General features: G+C 60.6%; 14 protein-coding genes. 10 read left to right on the top strand and 4 right to left on the bottom strand.

Going from position 1 to position 16271, the window contains the following annotated elements:
* Positions 1-1129 precede the first annotated feature (1129 nt).
* Positions 1130-1654 carry a hypothetical protein gene (locus G7B69_RS14340; protein ID WP_166180493.1) on the top strand — a complete coding sequence of 175 codons (525 nt, stop codon included), beginning with the start codon at positions 1130-1132 and terminating at the stop codon, positions 1652-1654.
* A gap of 1084 nt (positions 1655-2738) precedes the next feature.
* Positions 2739-3458: a helix-turn-helix domain-containing protein gene (locus G7B69_RS14345; protein ID WP_166180495.1), complete on the top strand. Its 720-nt coding sequence runs from the start codon at positions 2739-2741 to the stop codon at positions 3456-3458.
* 22 nt (positions 3459-3480) lie between these two features.
* On the opposite strand, the gene G7B69_RS14350 is transcribed toward G7B69_RS14345, so the two are convergent.
* On the bottom strand, positions 3481-4287 hold the full coding sequence (locus tag G7B69_RS14350) for a cell wall hydrolase (protein ID WP_207786037.1): 807 nt from the start codon (positions 4285-4287) through the stop codon (positions 3481-3483).
* 338 nt (positions 4288-4625) lie between these two features.
* Between G7B69_RS14350 and xrtV the strand changes: the two genes are divergently transcribed.
* The 4 genes from xrtV (at position 4626) to G7B69_RS14370 (ending at position 8321) form a co-directional block, all read left to right on the top strand.
* Positions 4626-5579, top strand: a complete 954-nt coding sequence (gene xrtV, locus G7B69_RS14355; protein WP_166180499.1) for an exosortase V — start codon at positions 4626-4628, stop codon at positions 5577-5579.
* Positions 5572-6258, top strand: coding sequence for an exosortase-associated protein EpsI, V-type (gene epsI / locus G7B69_RS14360; RefSeq protein ID WP_166180501.1), 687 nt, complete (start codon positions 5572-5574; stop codon positions 6256-6258). The genes xrtV and epsI overlap by 8 nt, the downstream gene beginning before the upstream one ends.
* A 29-nt stretch (positions 6259-6287) precedes the next feature.
* Complete coding sequence (locus G7B69_RS14365; RefSeq protein WP_166180503.1) at positions 6288-7148, top strand: SurA N-terminal domain-containing protein; 861 nt, start codon at positions 6288-6290, stop codon at positions 7146-7148.
* Positions 7149-7247: 99 nt separating this feature from the next.
* Positions 7248-8321 carry a glycosyltransferase gene (locus G7B69_RS14370; RefSeq protein WP_166180505.1) on the top strand — a complete coding sequence of 358 codons (1074 nt, stop codon included), beginning with the start codon at positions 7248-7250 and terminating at the stop codon, positions 8319-8321.
* Here G7B69_RS14370 and G7B69_RS14375 read toward each other — a convergent pair.
* On the bottom strand, positions 8318-9274 hold the full coding sequence (locus G7B69_RS14375) for a UDP-glucuronic acid decarboxylase family protein (protein WP_166180507.1): 957 nt from the start codon (positions 9272-9274) through the stop codon (positions 8318-8320). The genes G7B69_RS14370 and G7B69_RS14375 overlap by 4 nt on opposite strands.
* 136 nt (positions 9275-9410) lie before the next feature.
* Between G7B69_RS14375 and G7B69_RS14380 the strand changes: the two genes are divergently transcribed.
* Positions 9411-10586 (top strand): glycosyltransferase family 2 protein, encoded by a 1176-nt coding sequence (locus G7B69_RS14380; protein ID WP_166180509.1) that lies wholly within the window; start codon positions 9411-9413, stop codon positions 10584-10586.
* On the opposite strand, the gene G7B69_RS14385 is transcribed toward G7B69_RS14380, so the two are convergent.
* Positions 10570-11331, bottom strand: a complete 762-nt coding sequence (locus G7B69_RS14385; protein WP_166180511.1) for a WecB/TagA/CpsF family glycosyltransferase — start codon at positions 11329-11331, stop codon at positions 10570-10572. The two genes, G7B69_RS14380 and G7B69_RS14385, sit on opposite strands and share 17 nt — an antisense overlap.
* Positions 11328-12914: a tetratricopeptide repeat protein gene (locus tag G7B69_RS14390; RefSeq protein ID WP_166180513.1), complete on the bottom strand. Its 1587-nt coding sequence runs from the start codon at positions 12912-12914 to the stop codon at positions 11328-11330. The genes G7B69_RS14385 and G7B69_RS14390 overlap by 4 nt, the downstream gene beginning before the upstream one ends.
* 157 nt (positions 12915-13071) lie before the next feature.
* On the opposite strand from G7B69_RS14390, the gene G7B69_RS14395 reads away from it, so the two are divergent.
* From G7B69_RS14395 to G7B69_RS14405, 3 genes are read left to right on the top strand one after another with little or no spacing between them, the layout of a single operon-like run.
* Entirely contained in the window at positions 13072-13584 is a 513-nt protein-coding gene (locus G7B69_RS14395; protein WP_243415200.1) for a polysaccharide biosynthesis/export family protein, read from the top strand.
* Positions 13581-14816, top strand: a complete 1236-nt coding sequence (locus G7B69_RS14400; RefSeq protein WP_166180517.1) for a hypothetical protein — start codon at positions 13581-13583, stop codon at positions 14814-14816. The genes G7B69_RS14395 and G7B69_RS14400 overlap by 4 nt, the downstream gene beginning before the upstream one ends.
* Positions 14813-16270 carry a Wzz/FepE/Etk N-terminal domain-containing protein gene (locus tag G7B69_RS14405; protein ID WP_166180519.1) on the top strand — a complete coding sequence of 486 codons (1458 nt, stop codon included), beginning with the start codon at positions 14813-14815 and terminating at the stop codon, positions 16268-16270. Before G7B69_RS14400 ends, G7B69_RS14405 begins: the two co-directional genes overlap by 4 nt.
* Position 16271 lies beyond the last annotated feature (1 nt).

Consider the following 16271-nt stretch of genomic DNA (forward strand, 5'->3'; position numbering starts at 1 on the left):
TGAGCTGCAGCAAATGAGCCGCGTGGCGCAGCGCGTTCTCGACGCCCGGCAGCTCGCCCCGGGCAATCATTTCAATGCGACGAAACCACAGCGCCGCCTCGAGCGGCTCAATGTCATCGTTCATCGCTTCTTGCATCCCGCAGTTCACTTGCGACTGAGCTAGCAAGGGATTTGGCCAGTGACCAGCATTCGCTGTTGATATCGAAAGGCGCTTGCGCCGAAGGCGATGCGAGTGCACCCTTTTTTCCGGCAGGGGCCCATGCAAACCGTCAAAGTCACTTTGCCCAATGGGTCGGAGTTGGATTTCCCAGCCAAGTGGGAGCGGGAGAAATGTGTGCCGGAAGATCACCCGAATTGGACATTTATCAAACTAAATCATTGGCTCGCTCTCCGCCGTTAGCGGCGCGTTGCTTAGCAGCGGTATGAGCCGGCGAACTTTGAATTCGCCAGACATCAATTCCTTGCTTCGGGTGAACGCCTGCCTGGCAGCCATCCTCATTGAAGGAGCCAACAGACGTTTGAACCGGCGCTACAGGCTTTTAACCGAATGACCGGGAACGTCTCGTCGCTACAGTAAGCGCGGTGCCCGCAGGTCTGCCGGTGATGCTTCCCGCGCCGGGCGGGCGGCGTTCAGGTTTCCTTGTCGCTCCGGAACCCGTCATAGTTGTCCTGAGCGGAGCGTCAGGCACGCTTGCCGCCCCAGCCGCGAGCGCCGCCGTAAACCACGTCCAGCACGATGTTTCGGGCGCGCAGCCCGTCAAAGCTCCATGCGCGCCCGGTGAGTTGCCGACTTGTTGGCCGGTGCGCCAGCCCGGCCTAGGCCGCCCACGTAATTGGCCCAGGAACTGGAACGATAGCTGAGGCATCTTACTGAGGGCGAACGCAATCGTACCTTCATCGTTCTCTTGCAGAAGCACAGCAAAGCAGTGGACCGTTGCCCGGTTCCGCGACGAACTAGCTCGCTGCGCGCGGTGCAGAACCGCAGGATGTCTTCAGAAGGGGAGCGGTACGGAAAACCGCCGCCCATAGCTCGATTGTCTGATGCTCGCGGCCAGTCGCCCTGCGACACCCGAAATGGGATGTCGCTGGCTTTAAGATCATGCATTTGAGAGCGGAAGGACATGTCACCATGCACAAAAGAGGTAACATGTGGCTCGCTGGGCAGGCCATCTGCGCCAGTTCGTTGTTTGTGGCGAGCCAGGCTGGGGCGGTTAGACAGGGACCGCTTGGCCCGACCTCAACTGGGTCCATCGGCATCACCATATCGATCGCCTCTCCGGTCCGGACGTCCGCACCGAACGAAATTCATTTTGGCGCGCTTGCGAAAGCATATTCGGAAACCTCGCAGCATCTTTGCCTGTCGCGCAATACGACGGGCCATTCCTTCGGTGTTTCGGCCACAGGCAGTGGAACGGCGGGCGCGCTGGTGCTTTCCGACGGGCATCGAAACGTGCCGTACCATGTGAAGTTTGCGTCACCGGCGGACACAGCGCCTGGCGACAATGGCGGCACCCGCGACGGTTCGCGCGGGGGCTGCGAGCACGGGCAGCGCGCGATCGCCTTTGTCGTCGCGATTGATCCAGAGCGCGTCGACGAGATCCAGGCTGGCACCGGATTTGCGGGCATTCTCACATTGATCGTCGTACCGGGCTAAGGGGTATGCGATTACGAAAGGATGCCTCAACATCGACCGAGGCTGACGCTCCGCTCGCCGGCGTTGCGGCAACCTGCGATCTATTGCGGTAATGACGAAGATGATGCAATCATTCGCCGGATGCGCATGCCTTCGGCCACTTTGCGGGAACTGCGGCGGGCGATTTGGAGCTCTCATCCTCTGTGGGGTAAGCTCTACGTTCTTTGCGTCGGCTTACCGTCCTGGGCGTACCTATTCTACCAGATGGTGATTGCTGGAACTGTCGAAAGCCCTTCGTTCGATGTCGCGCTCGCGGCTTTTGTGACCGCCGCGCTTCTGGAAGTTGCCTTCCTGTTTCGGGCATTCTCCCAACACGAACCATAGGTTCGCTTGCGAAATATTAGGCCGTGGTGGCGCTCGTAACGCGTGCGGTCGTCGCTTGAGCGATCGACTCTCGAGCTCAACAGCGCCGCATGAGGCGAAAAGCCCACGCGTGGATGCATGCGGTATACGCCCCAGCGTGACCGATAAGCCGGCAATGTTCCGAACAGAAGCGAGCCACCGCAGGTGAGCGCTGAGTCCCGCCTTCGGGGATCGACGCTCCTCGGCAACGCTCTCTTAATGGATGCAGACTATGGTGCTTCCTCTCGGGAGTGCCGGGGGGTCGCGAAATCGACCCGGCGCTCCCGGCATCCTGGACAGCGCGAAATCGCCGTTGAAAGGGATCTCCTCGATGCATCGGCTGCTCTCTTGCGAGCGGGGCTACATTCCGCAGAACACCAACAGCGTCCAGACAGTGACGTACGTCAGCGGAATCAGCACGATGAACGAGAGAGTTGCGTATTCCGGTTGCGGGCGGTCGGGACCACGCGTCACGAGACCATGACAAAGCTTCATCCGATTCCAAAGCCACTCTGAAGCAGGCCAAGCGCTGCAGACGCCACAATGCTCCTTGGGCGGGATTGACGCTGCGTCGCGAATCCGGCCGTCCCCGGGGACGGCCGGAGGTGCATGTCATTTGCCGAACTGCAGCAAGAGGGCTCGATGCTAACGATTAATTAACGGTATTCCGGCCACTCCTCCCTTTGCAGACTTGGAGGCGTGAGTGGCAATTGCGGCAGAGCTAGTAGGCACGCCGAATCTCAAGGGCCGCCGGGGCTCGATCCGGCGCGAGATGACTCTGCGTGCTCGCGGCGCTCCCGGGGCTGGCAACGCCACTGACGTGCTCATCCGCAATCTGTCGACGACAGGTATGCTACTTGAAGCTGCGGTTGGCTTGGTGGTCGGCCAAAAGCTCGTCATAGACTTACCTCAAATCGGCCACGCCGCGGCGGGGATCGTTTGGGCTGACGACAACCTGTTTGGCTGTTCATTCGCCCGGCCGCTTTCCGAGGCCGCCGTGAGCGCCGCTCTATTGCGGAGCGACCCAAAGTCGCGCCCGGGCGAGGCGCTGCCAGGACCTTCGACGGTCAATCGCGCAACAGCGCAGACCCTCGGCGAGAGGATAAGGGCCATCAGGCTCGCCAGAGGGCTCTCGCTGGTCGAGTTCGCCCATAAGATGAACGTGAGTCGGCCCACCGTATGGGCTTGGGAGGCGAACAAGAATGCACCCCGCCCAAGAAAACGTCAGCAGTTGCTGAAAGTCCTCGAGGTCACGGAAAGCGAACTGGAGGGCCCCGCAAATCTTGCCGCTATTGCCGGTCAGAGCGAAGAAGCGCCCGAGGACGAAAGCAGACTGAAGAGCCTCGTCCACCAAGCGAAGGTCACGATCGCCGACGCCGCGGGCACCACTCCCGAAAAGGTAACGTTGATCATCGAAATTTAGGACCGCGCCGCTCTCATCCCCCTCAAGGCGCGAGTGTGAGCGACATAGCCCGGGGCGCGCTCGTCGCGGGGTCATCGACAACAAGCCTTCCCGATGCGTCGTCCGCCAGGAGCTCGCGGACTGCTAGGTCCGCCGCGGGACGTGGCTGCAAACGATCGACAAGATCGTCGCGCGATTGCGCGGGATGCGTCGATGATAAGGCGATCCCTTGCGGTGTATTTTCGTCCCAAGCGGCCAGCAACTTGTCGGCGTAGGCGAGCCGTGTCGCACCGGCCGCTTCTCCCGCGTACGGCTTGTCGAAAGCTTGCCTCTGGCCCCAATATCCTCGCCAGCGGTAAAAGATATGGCTTCCCACGGCCGCGATCTTGTCGAGGCTCGCCGCCCAATACGGCACAACCCAATTGGCGTGGTAATGAGTTGCCATGCCGACCGAGGGCTCGACACGGCCGGCCAAGGCCTCTTCGGCAATTCGCCGCGCGCGCTGCCAAGCGCTGCCGCTCGGCTGCCGCGCCAAGCTGCCATCGCAGGTAAAGGTAAACTGGCAACCGCTTGGGAGCTCCGAACCTTGATAGACAACACCGCAGACCGTTTGCGGATAAGCTGGATGCCGCACTCTATTTAGTACGACCTGGGCAACGGCTCGTTGGCCCTCCTCGGGCTCGCCTCCTGCCTCATAGTATACCGCCGTTGCCAGGCAATCGACGGCGGATTGGTGTCCCGTGGGGGAAATGAGCTTATCACTGTAGTTGAACGCAAGCGCCGTTTGAAGTCCGCCCAGAACGACCGGGCGGACATCGTTGATCGCAAGTGCCTGTTCCCGCGTGAGCATCTGGATGAGCTGCGGTTCAGGCCGCGGCGGTGGGGAACTTGCTGGTCGATGGATCTGCGCGTGCCCCGGTTGGCTGTACGATTTGACGTCGCCTGTCGGCAGAGCGAGGACGAGGCATGCCACGGCCACGGCAGCAGCGAAGGCGTAGCCAGCAAGCTTAATCCCGGAAGAATTTCTTAGCGCACCCATATGTTACAAGTTAACTCACTGGGGCGATTCAGGCGAGTCGGCAGTAGCCACGATAAAGCGGGACCTGTGTGTTGCGCCAGTTCGGTACAATGCGAACGGGTGAGCCAAGAGCGATTGTGAGGTCATTGGATTGTGCTAGACACGCCACCATGGATGCAACCGTCGCCCAAACTCCGCGTGATGGGATTGAGAGCGACAACACGGGATTGCCGAGCGCGTACGCGCGACCTGTGCAATCGACCGGCTCTCAGATCGTAGAGTTAGTCGTCCTTCTTCTCGGCGTGGCGGTCGTCGCTCTGCCGACGATGTTCTTCGTCGCGAAGGAGAGTTGGAGTACAGAACAGGGATCCCACGGCCCTATCGTGCTATTCACCGGGCTTTGGCTGCTGTGGCGCCAATGGCCTGAAGCCCGAGCGGTCGCACAACAGCCGAGCGGCACCAAAGTGGCGCTCTTGCTGGCATTTTCCTTATCTCTCTATACGTTCACTCGGATCACGCAGATCGTCGAGATCGAGGGGTATGCAATGTATGCCTGCCTCCTTGTTGTCCTCTACAGCATGGTCGGGCACGAATCCTTGCGGCGGCTGTGGTTCCCGCTGTTCTACCTCGCGTTTATCTTCCCTCCTCCAGAGACGCTGGTCGCAGCCGTTACTCTTCCGATGAAAATCGAGCTGTCGAAAGCCGCGGTCAGCCTGCTTCACACGCTCGGTTATCCTATCGGCGGCGAGGGCGTAAAGATATACATCGGCCAGTATGAGCTGCTCGTCGCGGCGGCCTGTTCCGGGCTCAATTCCATCATTTCTCTAACCGCCATTTCGCTGTTCTACATCTACATCCGGCACCAAGCGGAGTGGCGTTATGCGGCGCTACTGGGGTGCTTGATTATCCCCGTAGCGCTCCTCGCAAATTTCGTGCGAGTGCTGATGTTGATTTTGGTTACCTACTACTTCGGTGAGGCGGCAGCCCAGGGGTTCCTCCACAACACCGCGGGCGTGGTCATGTTCGCGGTGGCGCTTGTCTCAATCTACCTTGCGGACGAAGCGATCCGGGCCTTGTGGTTGCGACACGCGGGTGAGCGTGCGGGCGGATTGCAGAATGACTGATGAGAACGCCAAGTCCGTGCAGATGCTGTCGCGACGTCACCTCGTGATCGGAGGAGCGCTGGCCGCAGCGTCCTGCGTCGCCTTCGCGCGTCAGCCGAGAGTGGACAGGCCGCTCATCAAGTCGTCGACCTTCGAAAGGTGGGTTCCAGTGAATTTCGACGGCTGGAGCCTGGCGGGCAGCAGCGGCGTCGTCCTGCCTCCTCCGGATTCGCTTAGCGCGCGTCTGTACGACAACCTCGTTACGCGAGTTTACAGCGCGCCCGCCGGGGACGTCATGATGCTGATCGCCTACAACAACAGACAGGACGGCGTCCTGCAGGTGCACCGGCCGGAAGTCTGCTATCCGACGGGCGGTTTTGTTCTCACCGAAACCAAGCGGATTGCAATTTCTGCCTTGGGGCGGCCGATCCCCTCGAATGTGTTCACAGCCGCAAATGCCGACCGGACCGAGCAGGTTATTTACTTCACCCGCCTCGGGCATCACTACCCGCGGTCCTGGGCCGAACAACGCATTGCAGTGATCGAGGAAAACCTTGCGGGCCGGATTCCTGACGGTGTGTTGTTGCGAGTATCCGTGCTCAGTACGGATAGAGATGCGGCAGTCGATATGTTGCGCCAGTTTGTCAAAGGCTTTGCCGCTGCGGCAAATCCTTCGTTGCAGAAGCTGCTGATTGTCTAGGACGACCAGCCCAGGAGGTGAACTGTAAAATGACGACTTTTCGAGCTTTCAGGATCGCCTGCTTGGTTGGCGTCGTGCTTGTGGCCGGATGCCAAAAGGAAGCCACCGGACAAGTTGCGGCGGTCGTCAACGGCGAAGAGATCACGCTTCAGGAGGTGAACGCGGAACTTAGCAGCATGCAGCTTCCGCAGGGGGTCGACAAGACGCAAGCCCAAAAAGCGGCGCTCCAAAGAATTGTCGACAGGCGGCTTCTCGCGCAAGCGGCCCGGGACGACGGGCTGGACAAGACTCCGGAGTTTCTCATCCGTCGCCGCCAATTGGAGGATGCGCTTCTCGTTCAGCTTCTCAGCCAGAGAGTGGGCCGCAGCGTGGCGGTGCCCGATGCCAAGGCAATCGATGCCTTTGCCGAGCGAAATCCGGCCCTTTTTTCCGGGCGCACGATCTTCACCGTTGACCGGATCCAATTCGCCGCTCCAGCGGATACAGCAAAGCTGAAGGCGCTGCAGGGCGATCACTCGATGGATGCCGTGGCGAGCAGGTTGCGGCAACTGGGAATCGAATTTAGCAGGGACGCCGGTCAATTGGACTCAGCGCGTCTGGGGCAAGAGCGGCTCAATCAAATTCGCAGCTTACCGTCCGGCGAGCCATTCGTCCTCGCGGAAAACGGCGTGGTCACGGTCGCGGTCATCACCGGCAGCAAGCCGCAGCCGATCGAAGGTGACCAGGCAAGGCCCGCGGCGGTGCAATTGCTCCGTAACCAATCCTTGTCCGCGGCGATGCAACAGCGCTTGGAAGCGCAGAAGGGCAAAGCGAAAATCGAATATCAAGACTCCTTTTCACCGCCGGCACCCGCCTCCACAAGCGCTCAAACTTCGAAGCCGGCGGGCTGAGGCGTCTCGGCTATAGTTGGCCCATGCCGACGGCACTGCGGCATATCGGGTTCGATTCGCCTGACCTCGTGGAGCCACGACCATCGAGCTTGAGAGCAGATGCGCCTGATTTTCGCCCTTCCGGGGATTCACCGGTACGACCGCGGAGCCGAAATCGCGCTTCTCGCCGTTGCCGCGGAGCTCGCCCGAGGCGGTGAGGATGTTACTGTTGCCGGATCGGGACCGATCGCCGGCGACCGCGGGTACGACTATGTCCAGGTCCCTTCGGTTCGCCGTGAGAGGTTCGAAAAGTTCCCGACATTCCCGCCATTTCGATCGGAAACGGCGTGGGAAGACGCCACCTTCGCGCTCAATCTGCTGCGCAAGATCGACCTGAAGCAATATGACGCTAGCGTCACGTGTTCCTTTCCCTTTACGCATTGGGCGCTGAGACGCTTCGGCCGAACGGGGCCGGCGAGCATCTTTGTCACTCAGAACGGCGATTGGCCGGCTTTCAGCAACAAGTCGGAGTATCGGACATTTTCATGCGAAGGGCTTGTTTGCACAAACCCAGACTATTTGACCCGCAACGCCGATCGTTGGAATTGCCGCCTCATTCCAAACGGCGTCGACGTTGCCCGCTTTAAGCCTGGCAAAGCAGAACGGAGCCGATTGGGACTGCCCACCAATGGTCCCGTCGTCCTCATGGTCAGCGCCCTTATCGACAGCAAGCGCGTCATCGATGGTATTCGTGCCGTAGCCAAATTGGCCGACGCATCGCTCGTTGTCGCGGGCGACGGCCCCCTGCGGCAACAAGTCACTAGGCTGGCCGAGCAACTCCTCCCGGGCCGATTTAAACTGGTTTCTCTCCCGCCAGAGGACATGCCTGACCTCTACCGGTCGGCCGATGTCTTTCTCCATCTTTCGCTTCTCGAATCCTTTGGAAACGTGTTTCTCGAAGCCTGGGCTAGCGGATTACCGATCGTGGCTCACGATAGCGCAAGGCTGAGATGGATTCTCGGCGACCGCCATTTTCTTTGTGACACGACAGATCCCCGCACCCTGTATACCGCACTGAAGGCTGCGCTTTCAGCCCGTGATGCCGGCGCACCGGAAGGGATCGAGCGCTTTTCATGGGAATCGGTCAGCGCACAGTACCATGAATTCTTGCTGGAGACCCTGGCGGGACGTTAGTTGCTCAGGCGGCGGAAATACGAGATGGCGTGTTCCAAACCTTCGGTCAGCGGGACCTTTGGTGCCCAGTCCAGCTTGGCCTGAGCAAGACTGATGTCAGGACGTCTTTGCGTCGGGTCATCGGAGGGGAGCGGCAGTTCGACCAGCCTCGAGCGCGAACCGGTCATTTCGATGACGAGTTCCGCCAACTCGCGGATCGTGAATTCGACAGGATTGCCGATATTGACCGGACCGAGGAAGTCTGCAGGGCTTTCCATCAGCTTGATCAACCCGTCGACCAGGTCGTCGACATAACAAAAGCTACGCGTCTGGCTGCCGTCGCCGAATATGGTGAGGTCTTCTCCGCGCAGGGCCTGCATGATGAAATTGGACACGACGCGACCGTCGGCCGGATGCATCCGCGGGCCATAAGTGTTGAAGATGCGCGCGACCTTGATCTCAAGACTATGTTGCCGGTGATAGTCGAAGAACAGCGTTTCGGCGCATCGCTTGCCTTCGTCATAGCAAGAACGAATGCCGATCGGGTTCACGTTGCCCCAGTATGACTCGGTCTGCGGATGTTCGACGGGGTCACCGTAAACCTCGCTGGTCGACGCTTGAAGAATGCGGCAGCCCAACCGCTTGGCCAGCCCAAGCAAGTTAATTGATCCCGTGACAGAGACCTTTGTGGTCTGGACCGGATCGTGCTGATAATGAATCGGCGATGCCGGGCAAGCGAGATTGTAGATCGCGTCCACTTCGACGTACAATGGAAAGCACACATCGTGCCGCATGAATTCGAAACGGGGATTTCCATGCAGATGCGCGATATTCGATTTCGACCCGGTGAAGAGATTGTCGACGCACAGCACCTCGTCGCCGCCTTCGAGCAATCGATCGATCAAGTGCGATCCGAGGAATCCGGCTCCGCCGGTCACCAGAATGCGCCTTTGGGAAAAATACCTGCGAGTCATGTGCTGCCTTTCACGGTGCCATGCCGGTCTAGCGCGGCGCTGAGGCCAGGCAAGCCGCGCGTGAGATCTATCCAAATACGGAACATACCTGGCGAACGCCTGGCACTCATCCCGCCTTTGAGAAACTAGCGGTTCGATGGGCTCCTTTTTCGTCTGGTTCTGCGCGATTCCACCGGCGCTCACGCTGTTCTGCTTCTCGGCTGAAGTTTTCGCCGGCCTGCGCCCGCGCAGACCGACTCTCGGCCAGGGACCCGATGTGCAGCTAGCCGTGGTCATTCCAGCCCACAACGAAGCTTTGCTGATCGCCGACACCGTGAAGGCCGTTCGGAAGCAGATCGGCTCGACAACTCGGCTAGTCGTGATAGCTGACAATTGCTCCGACGCGACAGCCGAGCTCGCGCGTACGGCTGGCGCAGCCGTCGCCGAGCGCAAAGATCAGCTTCGCCGCGGAAAAGGCTTCGCGCTCGCATGCGCCCGCGATTTTTTGTCGGCTCAGCCTCCGGATGCGGTGTTCGTCCTCGACGCGGATTGTCGGATCGCCCAAGGCAACCTTCAGCAAAGTGCCAACTATGCGGTGGCTTTGCACGAGCCGGTCCAATACGCGAACCTCTTGTCCGCCCCAACGGACGCGCCATCACTTGTGCTGGTGTCCAATTTCGCCATGCTGATCAAGAACCTGGTGCGGGCGAGGGGCCTGTACCGTCTGGGGGGCGGGGTTACCCTATTCGGAACCGGCATGATGTTCCCTTGGCGGGTCTTTCTGCAGCTGGATCTCGCCACATCCGAAGCGGTGGAGGACCTCGGGATGGCGCTGTCGCTGGCGCTGGCCGGAACGAAAGTTCATTTCGATGAACATCTGCTGGTGACGAGCCCCGCCGCGCAACTGTCGGACAGTCTCGGGCAACGCAGGCGATGGGAACACGGATTCCTGGCGCATTCCATTCGAACCGCTTTGCCGCTCCTCTTGCTGGGGATCGTCCGCCGATCGCGGCACCTTGTCGCCCTTGGAGCGCACATGTTGGTCCCGCCTTTGTCCCTTTTGTTCCTTATCGGCGCGGTGGCGCTCATCCCCGCTGTTGCAGCAGCCTTCTATGGCAATCCTGGACCGGCGGCGGTGTTGCTGACCGCCTTCGCTTTTGCGATCGCGGCGATTGGCGCCGCCTGGACTATGCAGGGGAGGGCCGCGCTTCCCTGGCGGGCACTTCTGCGGGCACCCGTCTACGTGCTATGGAAGATCCCGCTCTACCTCCGGCTCCTTTCGGCTCGAGAGAGACAGTGGACCCGCACGCGCAGAGCTAACGAGAAAAACTGAGGCGCCAGCGCCACCAGATCCGAACGATGGCTGGTCCTTCGACCAAGTACCGCCTCCACAACCGTGCCGGCTCGTTCGCCAGCCGGAACAGCCATTCCAGGCCGGCCCTTTGCATCCATCGAGGGGCCCGGCGCTTGATGCCGGTGAGAAATTCGAGCGATGCCCCGATGCACAGGGCAACCCCCGCCGCCTTCCCGCGTTCGCGAATAAGCGCACAGATGAGCTCGCTTTGCGGCGCCCCAATCGCGAAGAAATGCACACCTGCCGCACAGCTTTCGACGAACTTCGCAACCTCCAGTTGCGCTTGGGCATCATGTAGGATGCCATTCGGGGCACGGTGGTGGAGGAACCTCACATGAGGGTACTTGGCAGCCAAATCGCGCACCAAGCATGAATCGCCGCCGATGACGGCCGCGCTTGATAAATTCGCAGCGCGAAGGAGGCGCGCGGTCAAGTCGCTGCCCGTAACAACGCTGAGTTCGAGCTGCGACCGTCTAGCAAGGGCCAGCAGAATGCGGCTGTCGCAAAGGCACAGCGTTGCGCTGCGATACGCCGACCAGAGTGCTGCATCGTCCTTTCGCCGATGTAGCCGGACAAGATGATCTACGTTGGGCGTCACGATATAGGCGAACGTGTCGCCGCGTTGCAAAGATAGCACCGCTTCCACGGCGCCGGACTCGTCGAGCGCGTCGAAATCAAGATCAAGAAAGGGAATTCGTCCGTTCAAGGGCGAGGACACGTTCATTGTGCTACGAACCTGCCCAGCAAACCGTTGGGCGGGGGCTGGCCCGGTTCAAGATCCACGCCGAACAACGTCCGGGCATTCGCCAAACCCGTTGTCGCAGAGCTGACGCAACTCTGGTCGAACCTTCGGCAAAGATCTGCGTACAGCCGCCAGCCGTTCAAAAGAGCCGGCGCGTAGCGCGTCAGCCGCCGTGCGATGGCGACTGCCTCGCGTGTCCTGTGGTGAGAGGCGAGCCATTGACCGTACGCCGCCGTCAGCGGTTCGCTCTGCTTGTTCGCCTCGAGCGCATCTCGGTAGACTCGGCTCACACCGCTCGCACCACTGTCCCCACCCGAAGCCTCGTAAGCATGGGCAGAAAGCAACCATCCGTCTACCATCGCCGGGCATTCCGACGACGCCTGCTGTGCAAACCGCAAGGCTTCCTCGGCGCTGCCGCGCTTTAACGCGCTTCCCGCTGCGGCAACCAGCGCATCGCAATCGGTTTTGTCCCGGGCAAGTATTGTAGCGGCCAGTTGCCCGGCCTCCTGTCCGTCACCGTTCAGGAGAAGCAGGCGGGCCTTGAGGCCGGCAGGCGGGGCTTTCGAAATCTGCGCATAGATCTTGGCCGCGTCCTCACCCCGTGCCTGTTCGACAAGGTACCGAACGAGCGCTATGCGAGCTGCGTTGGAGGCGGTGCGGCCGATCCTTTCGACGGCGCTCCTCGCGACGTCGGATGAGCCATACTCCTGCCAAAGCGCGAGGGCCTGATCGGCGGTAGCCCCGTTGATCGCCGGATTAACCAGTGCTTTCTCCACCAGAGCATGACCTTCAGCGCGCTGCCCCAACTTGAAACGAACATTGGCCTCATCGAGAGCCAAGTCGGGATCGCCCGGTTGCAGCCGGCGCAACCGTTCAAACTGGGCGAGCATCTCGGCAGGTTGCCGCTCGGCGCGATAAATCTCGAGCCGCGTCAGGCTCGTAGCCCGGGAGTTGGCTGCGTCACCCGAAATGCTATCGAGCGTCTTCAACGCCTCCGCGGGCCGATGGAGCGTATAGAGCGCCCGCGCTTTCAGAATCGAGGCGCCCTCCTGTCCGGGCGAGCGAGCAAGAATCTTGTCGGCGTACGTAATCGCTTGGGCATAATTGTGCTCGACCATGGAATGGATGCCGCGAATCAGCAGAGCGTCGACTTGGTTGGGGTCCAACTCGAGAGCCTTCTCGGTAGCGTCGAGCGACCCGCGCAGATTGCCGGTGGTGAGGCCCAGCTGCGCCACTTGCAGAAGCGCCTCCATATTGGTCGGGTCCAGCGCCAGTGCATTACTGTAGGCGTTGTAGGCCGCGCTTGATGAGCCCATGTTGAATTCAATTCGGCCGCGCAGGATGTGGTAGTCGGCAATATCGTCCCTGTCCGCGATCGCGGCTGTGATCGCGGCGCGAGCGGCGGGCAAATCGTTGCTGTTCAGCGCTCTTTGCGCCAGAGCTGCTTCTTGAGCCGCTGCCTGGCTGCGGCTCGAGCAACCGGGCGCGACAAAAGCCGCGCAACACAGGACAAGAAAGGTGCACCAGAACGGGATTGGCGGTTTGAGAGGTTGGCCAGCTTGCATGCAGGTTGTTATAGGCCGAGCAAGGCGCAGGTCGATATCTTTGGAGGGCGGAATGCGATTCGGGACGTCACTTCTGGCGGTTGTATTGGGATTTGGGGTGCCCGGGGCCGCTCTCGGCCAGCAGGCGCAATCACCAGTGCCTCAGGCGAGACAACAAGTGCCGGAGTATCGCATCAACGCCGGGGACGAGCTCGAAATCTACGTTTGGGGAGAAGAGCGCCTTCAGCGGACCGTCAAGGTTTTGCCGGACGGCACGATCGCGTTTCCGTTGGTAGGGCAAGTCGTGGCACAAGGTTTATTGCCCCAGCAATTGGAGGCATCGATAACCTCTAAATTGCAAGGCCAGTATCGCGGCCAAGTTCCACAGGTGACGGTCTCCGTGGTGAACCCCAGCGGAATGCAGTTTTCGGTCATGGGGCGCGTAAAAGCTCCAGGTACATTCACGCCCGGACGCTATGTCAATGTGCTCGAAGCGCTCAGCATGGCTGGCGGCCCGGGCGAGTTTGCCAATCTGGACAACATTCTTTTGCTGCGCAAGCAGGGGGGGCAGCTCAAGGCTTTTCGGCTGCACATCGGCTCGGTCTTTAAGGGGGGAAGCAACCTGGAAGATGCGGGCGTGCTTTCCAGCATCACGAAGATTGAGCCTGGCGACACGTTGATCGTGCCATGACCTCATTGCCGCTCTCCTATCGTAGAGGCCTATGCGGCGTATCGTTCGCGGCCGCCGCAAGCCTCTGCCTCTCGCCTGTTGTCGCGAGGGCTCAGTCTCGCGCCAACGTCGACGTTTCGGCAGGAGCTACGGCGGCAAGCAATCCGTACCTGCTCGATGGTCCGAACACATCGGCGGTTGGCGTCAATTTGACAGTCCGGCCTTCGCTGGCGGTCGAAACCGGCACATCATCGGTAACCTTTTGGGGTGGTCTGAGTCTCGAGGAATTCTTCGACAAATATGGATTGGATGGCTCGGTCCAACTCGGGGCTGCCGGAGAGCATCGCATCGACGAAAAAACGACGCTGAGCACCAACGTCGATTTTCGCTCGAGCAAATCAGCGGCGCGGCAATTTTACCTCGGCACGCCAGCGGACATCGTCGGACAGAGCCAAGTGCCCGCCAGCTCGCCGATCGATCCTACCCTGGCCAACGTCGCGGGCCGGTCCAGCAGGCTTAGCGTCAATGGTTCGCTGAAACATCTTTTGGATCCCAAGAGCTCTTTGGTGGCGAGCGCGGGCGTTGGACTCACTCGCGTCAGTTCCGGGTCCGGCCGCGACTATCGAGATTCCAACTTCGGATTAGAATACACGCGGACCTTGAGCGAGACCACTTCGGCGGTGGTCACGGTGAACGGGGGGTACGCGAATTATCTCGGCCAGCGGGCGGGCGATGGCTTGTTCGTCACCTCGCTGGTTGGGGTTGACCATCAACTCTCGCAAACCCTCCACTTTTCGGGGCAGATTGGCGCCTCGATAGCTGCCGTCGAATCCCCAAGCGGAAATCGGGAGACGACCGTCGCATGGGCGGGAAATCTCGACCTTTGCGACAAGGACGGCAGGGGTAGCGCTTGTCTGACAGGAACGAGGGCGACGCAGCCTACCTCCTTCGGGGGCCTTACCACCGTCAGTTCCGTCGGGCTCAGCTACGCCCGCACCTTCGGTCCACGCGACACGGCGTCTGTGACCGCCGTCTATGCGCGCACCAGTCAAGCGAGATTGCCCTTTTCGACCGGTCTCGGCAGGCGCAGTGAACTCGTCAGCGTAAGCGGCACGTATCGACGCAAGCTGGCGGAGCGCGTGGCAGCGTTTGTTACTCCAAGCTTCGCCTCGGTTAACGATGACCAGTCCGGCAGGCGACAAAACTATCAGGCGCTGCTGGGCGTTTCTTACATCTTCGGAAGGACACGATGAACGAGCTTACGCTAGGCACAGAGGAGGCGCCACAGGATAACGGCGGGAAATTTATTTCCTATCTTCCGGCGATCTTGTGGCAGCGCCGCTGGTGGATCATCGTTCCTGCGCTTGTTGGCGTTGTAGGAGCGGTGGCGGCCGTGCTTCTGATACCGCCGCGCTACAAGGCGAACGCGGTCATGCTGGTGGAATCGCCGCAGCTGCCCGACGAGATCATCGGCGATTTCAGCGATTCTCTCATCGAGCGCAGAATTGCCGCCATCAAGCAGCGCGTGACGAGCAGACCGGACCTCGTCGACCTGATAAACCGGCATGGCCTCTACTCGAGCGAACGCGCGTCCGAACCGCTGTCGGATGTCATCGACGAAATGCGCGACAAGATTACGCTAACGCCTTCAACCGTGGCGCTCCCGAGTGGGGGTGCCAAGGACAGCACCGTCGCTTTCGAGCTCAGCTTCGAATACGCCGAAGCGGCACCGGCTCAGGCGGTCGTCCAGGATCTCATGGATCGAATTCTGGAACTCGATTCGAGCGGGAATCTGGAGCAGGCCACCAACACGGCCCAGTTCCTCGCCGATCAATCGCACGGTCTCGAGGAACAGATTGCCAAAGTCCAAAGTGAATTGGCGGCGATCAACTCTCGCTACGGGAGCGTTTTGGGGAGCGCCAGCACGGTCATCACCGGGAACTCGGGAAGCTACGACGTGCAGATCGCCGGGCTGCAGCGAGACAATGCCAATCTGATTGCCCAAAAGCAAGCCGCGCAGAATTCCGATACGCGCGATCCGGTGGTCAGAAACGCTGAAGCAGCCTTGGCCGCAGCTCGTGCGGTCTACTCTGAAAATCACCCCGACGTGGTCATCGCAAAACAGCGCCTTCAGGAAGCGCGTGCGCTGGCACGCAGCACTGCCGAAAAGTTACCATTCGATTCAATCGATCAGCAGATCGCTTTCAATAACTCGCAAATCGCCCAATTGCGGGCCGCCAAGGCGAGGGAGGACGCCCAAGTCTCGTCGCAGCTTGCCGCCCAATCGCGCGCGCCCTTGGTACAGCAACAGATTTCCGCTCTCCAGGAGCGCCTCACCGGGCTCAATCAGCAGTATCAGCAAGTCCAGCAGAAATTGCTTTCGGCCAAGGCGGGCGTGCGCGCCGAGGATGAGCAGATGGGCGAAAGGCTTACGGTGGTGGAGCCTCCGGTCATGCCTGACGAGCCGGTGTGGCCGAACCGACTTCTCGTCCTGGCGGGCGGCGTTGTTGGCGGCCTTGGTCTCGGACTGCTGCTCGCGGGGCTCGTTGAGCTCGCGCTACGGCCGATTCGCGATCCCAGGGTACTGACTTCGATTACTGGTGCTCCGCCACTTGGCGTCGTTCCGCTTGTTCCCAAGAAGCCGCTAGGCGCCAGGCGGACGGGCTTCCGGTTCTGGCGGAAGACGGCCGCAAAAGGATATAGTTGAG

Source organism: Croceibacterium segetis (assembly GCF_011320115.1).
Lineage (GTDB): Bacteria > Pseudomonadota > Alphaproteobacteria > Sphingomonadales > Sphingomonadaceae > Croceibacterium_B > Croceibacterium_B segetis.

Excerpts from the sequence above, each read along its gene's own strand:
- G7B69_RS14375 (WP_166180507.1), bottom strand. The coding sequence starts at position 9,274 with ATGACTCGCAGGTATTTTTCCCAAAGGCGCATTCTGGTGACCGGCGGA.
- G7B69_RS14405 (WP_166180519.1), top strand. The coding sequence starts at position 14,813 with ATGAACGAGCTTACGCTAGGCACAGAGGAGGCGCCACAGGATAACGGC.
- G7B69_RS14400 (WP_166180517.1), top strand. The coding sequence starts at position 13,581 with ATGACCTCATTGCCGCTCTCCTATCGTAGAGGCCTATGCGGCGTATCG.
- G7B69_RS14390 (WP_166180513.1), bottom strand. The coding sequence starts at position 12,914 with ATGCAAGCTGGCCAACCTCTCAAACCGCCAATCCCGTTCTGGTGCACC.
- G7B69_RS14380 (WP_166180509.1), top strand. The coding sequence starts at position 9,411 with ATGGGCTCCTTTTTCGTCTGGTTCTGCGCGATTCCACCGGCGCTCACG.
- epsI (WP_166180501.1), top strand. The coding sequence starts at position 5,572 with ATGACTGATGAGAACGCCAAGTCCGTGCAGATGCTGTCGCGACGTCAC.
- G7B69_RS14350 (WP_207786037.1), bottom strand. The coding sequence starts at position 4,287 with ATGCTCACGCGGGAACAGGCACTTGCGATCAACGATGTCCGCCCGGTC.
- G7B69_RS14385 (WP_166180511.1), bottom strand. The coding sequence starts at position 11,331 with ATGAACGTGTCCTCGCCCTTGAACGGACGAATTCCCTTTCTTGATCTT.
- xrtV (WP_166180499.1), top strand. The coding sequence starts at position 4,626 with ATGGATGCAACCGTCGCCCAAACTCCGCGTGATGGGATTGAGAGCGAC.
- G7B69_RS14340 (WP_166180493.1), top strand. The coding sequence starts at position 1,130 with ATGCACAAAAGAGGTAACATGTGGCTCGCTGGGCAGGCCATCTGCGCC.
- G7B69_RS14370 (WP_166180505.1), top strand. The coding sequence starts at position 7,248 with ATGCGCCTGATTTTCGCCCTTCCGGGGATTCACCGGTACGACCGCGGA.
- G7B69_RS14365 (WP_166180503.1), top strand. The coding sequence starts at position 6,288 with ATGACGACTTTTCGAGCTTTCAGGATCGCCTGCTTGGTTGGCGTCGTG.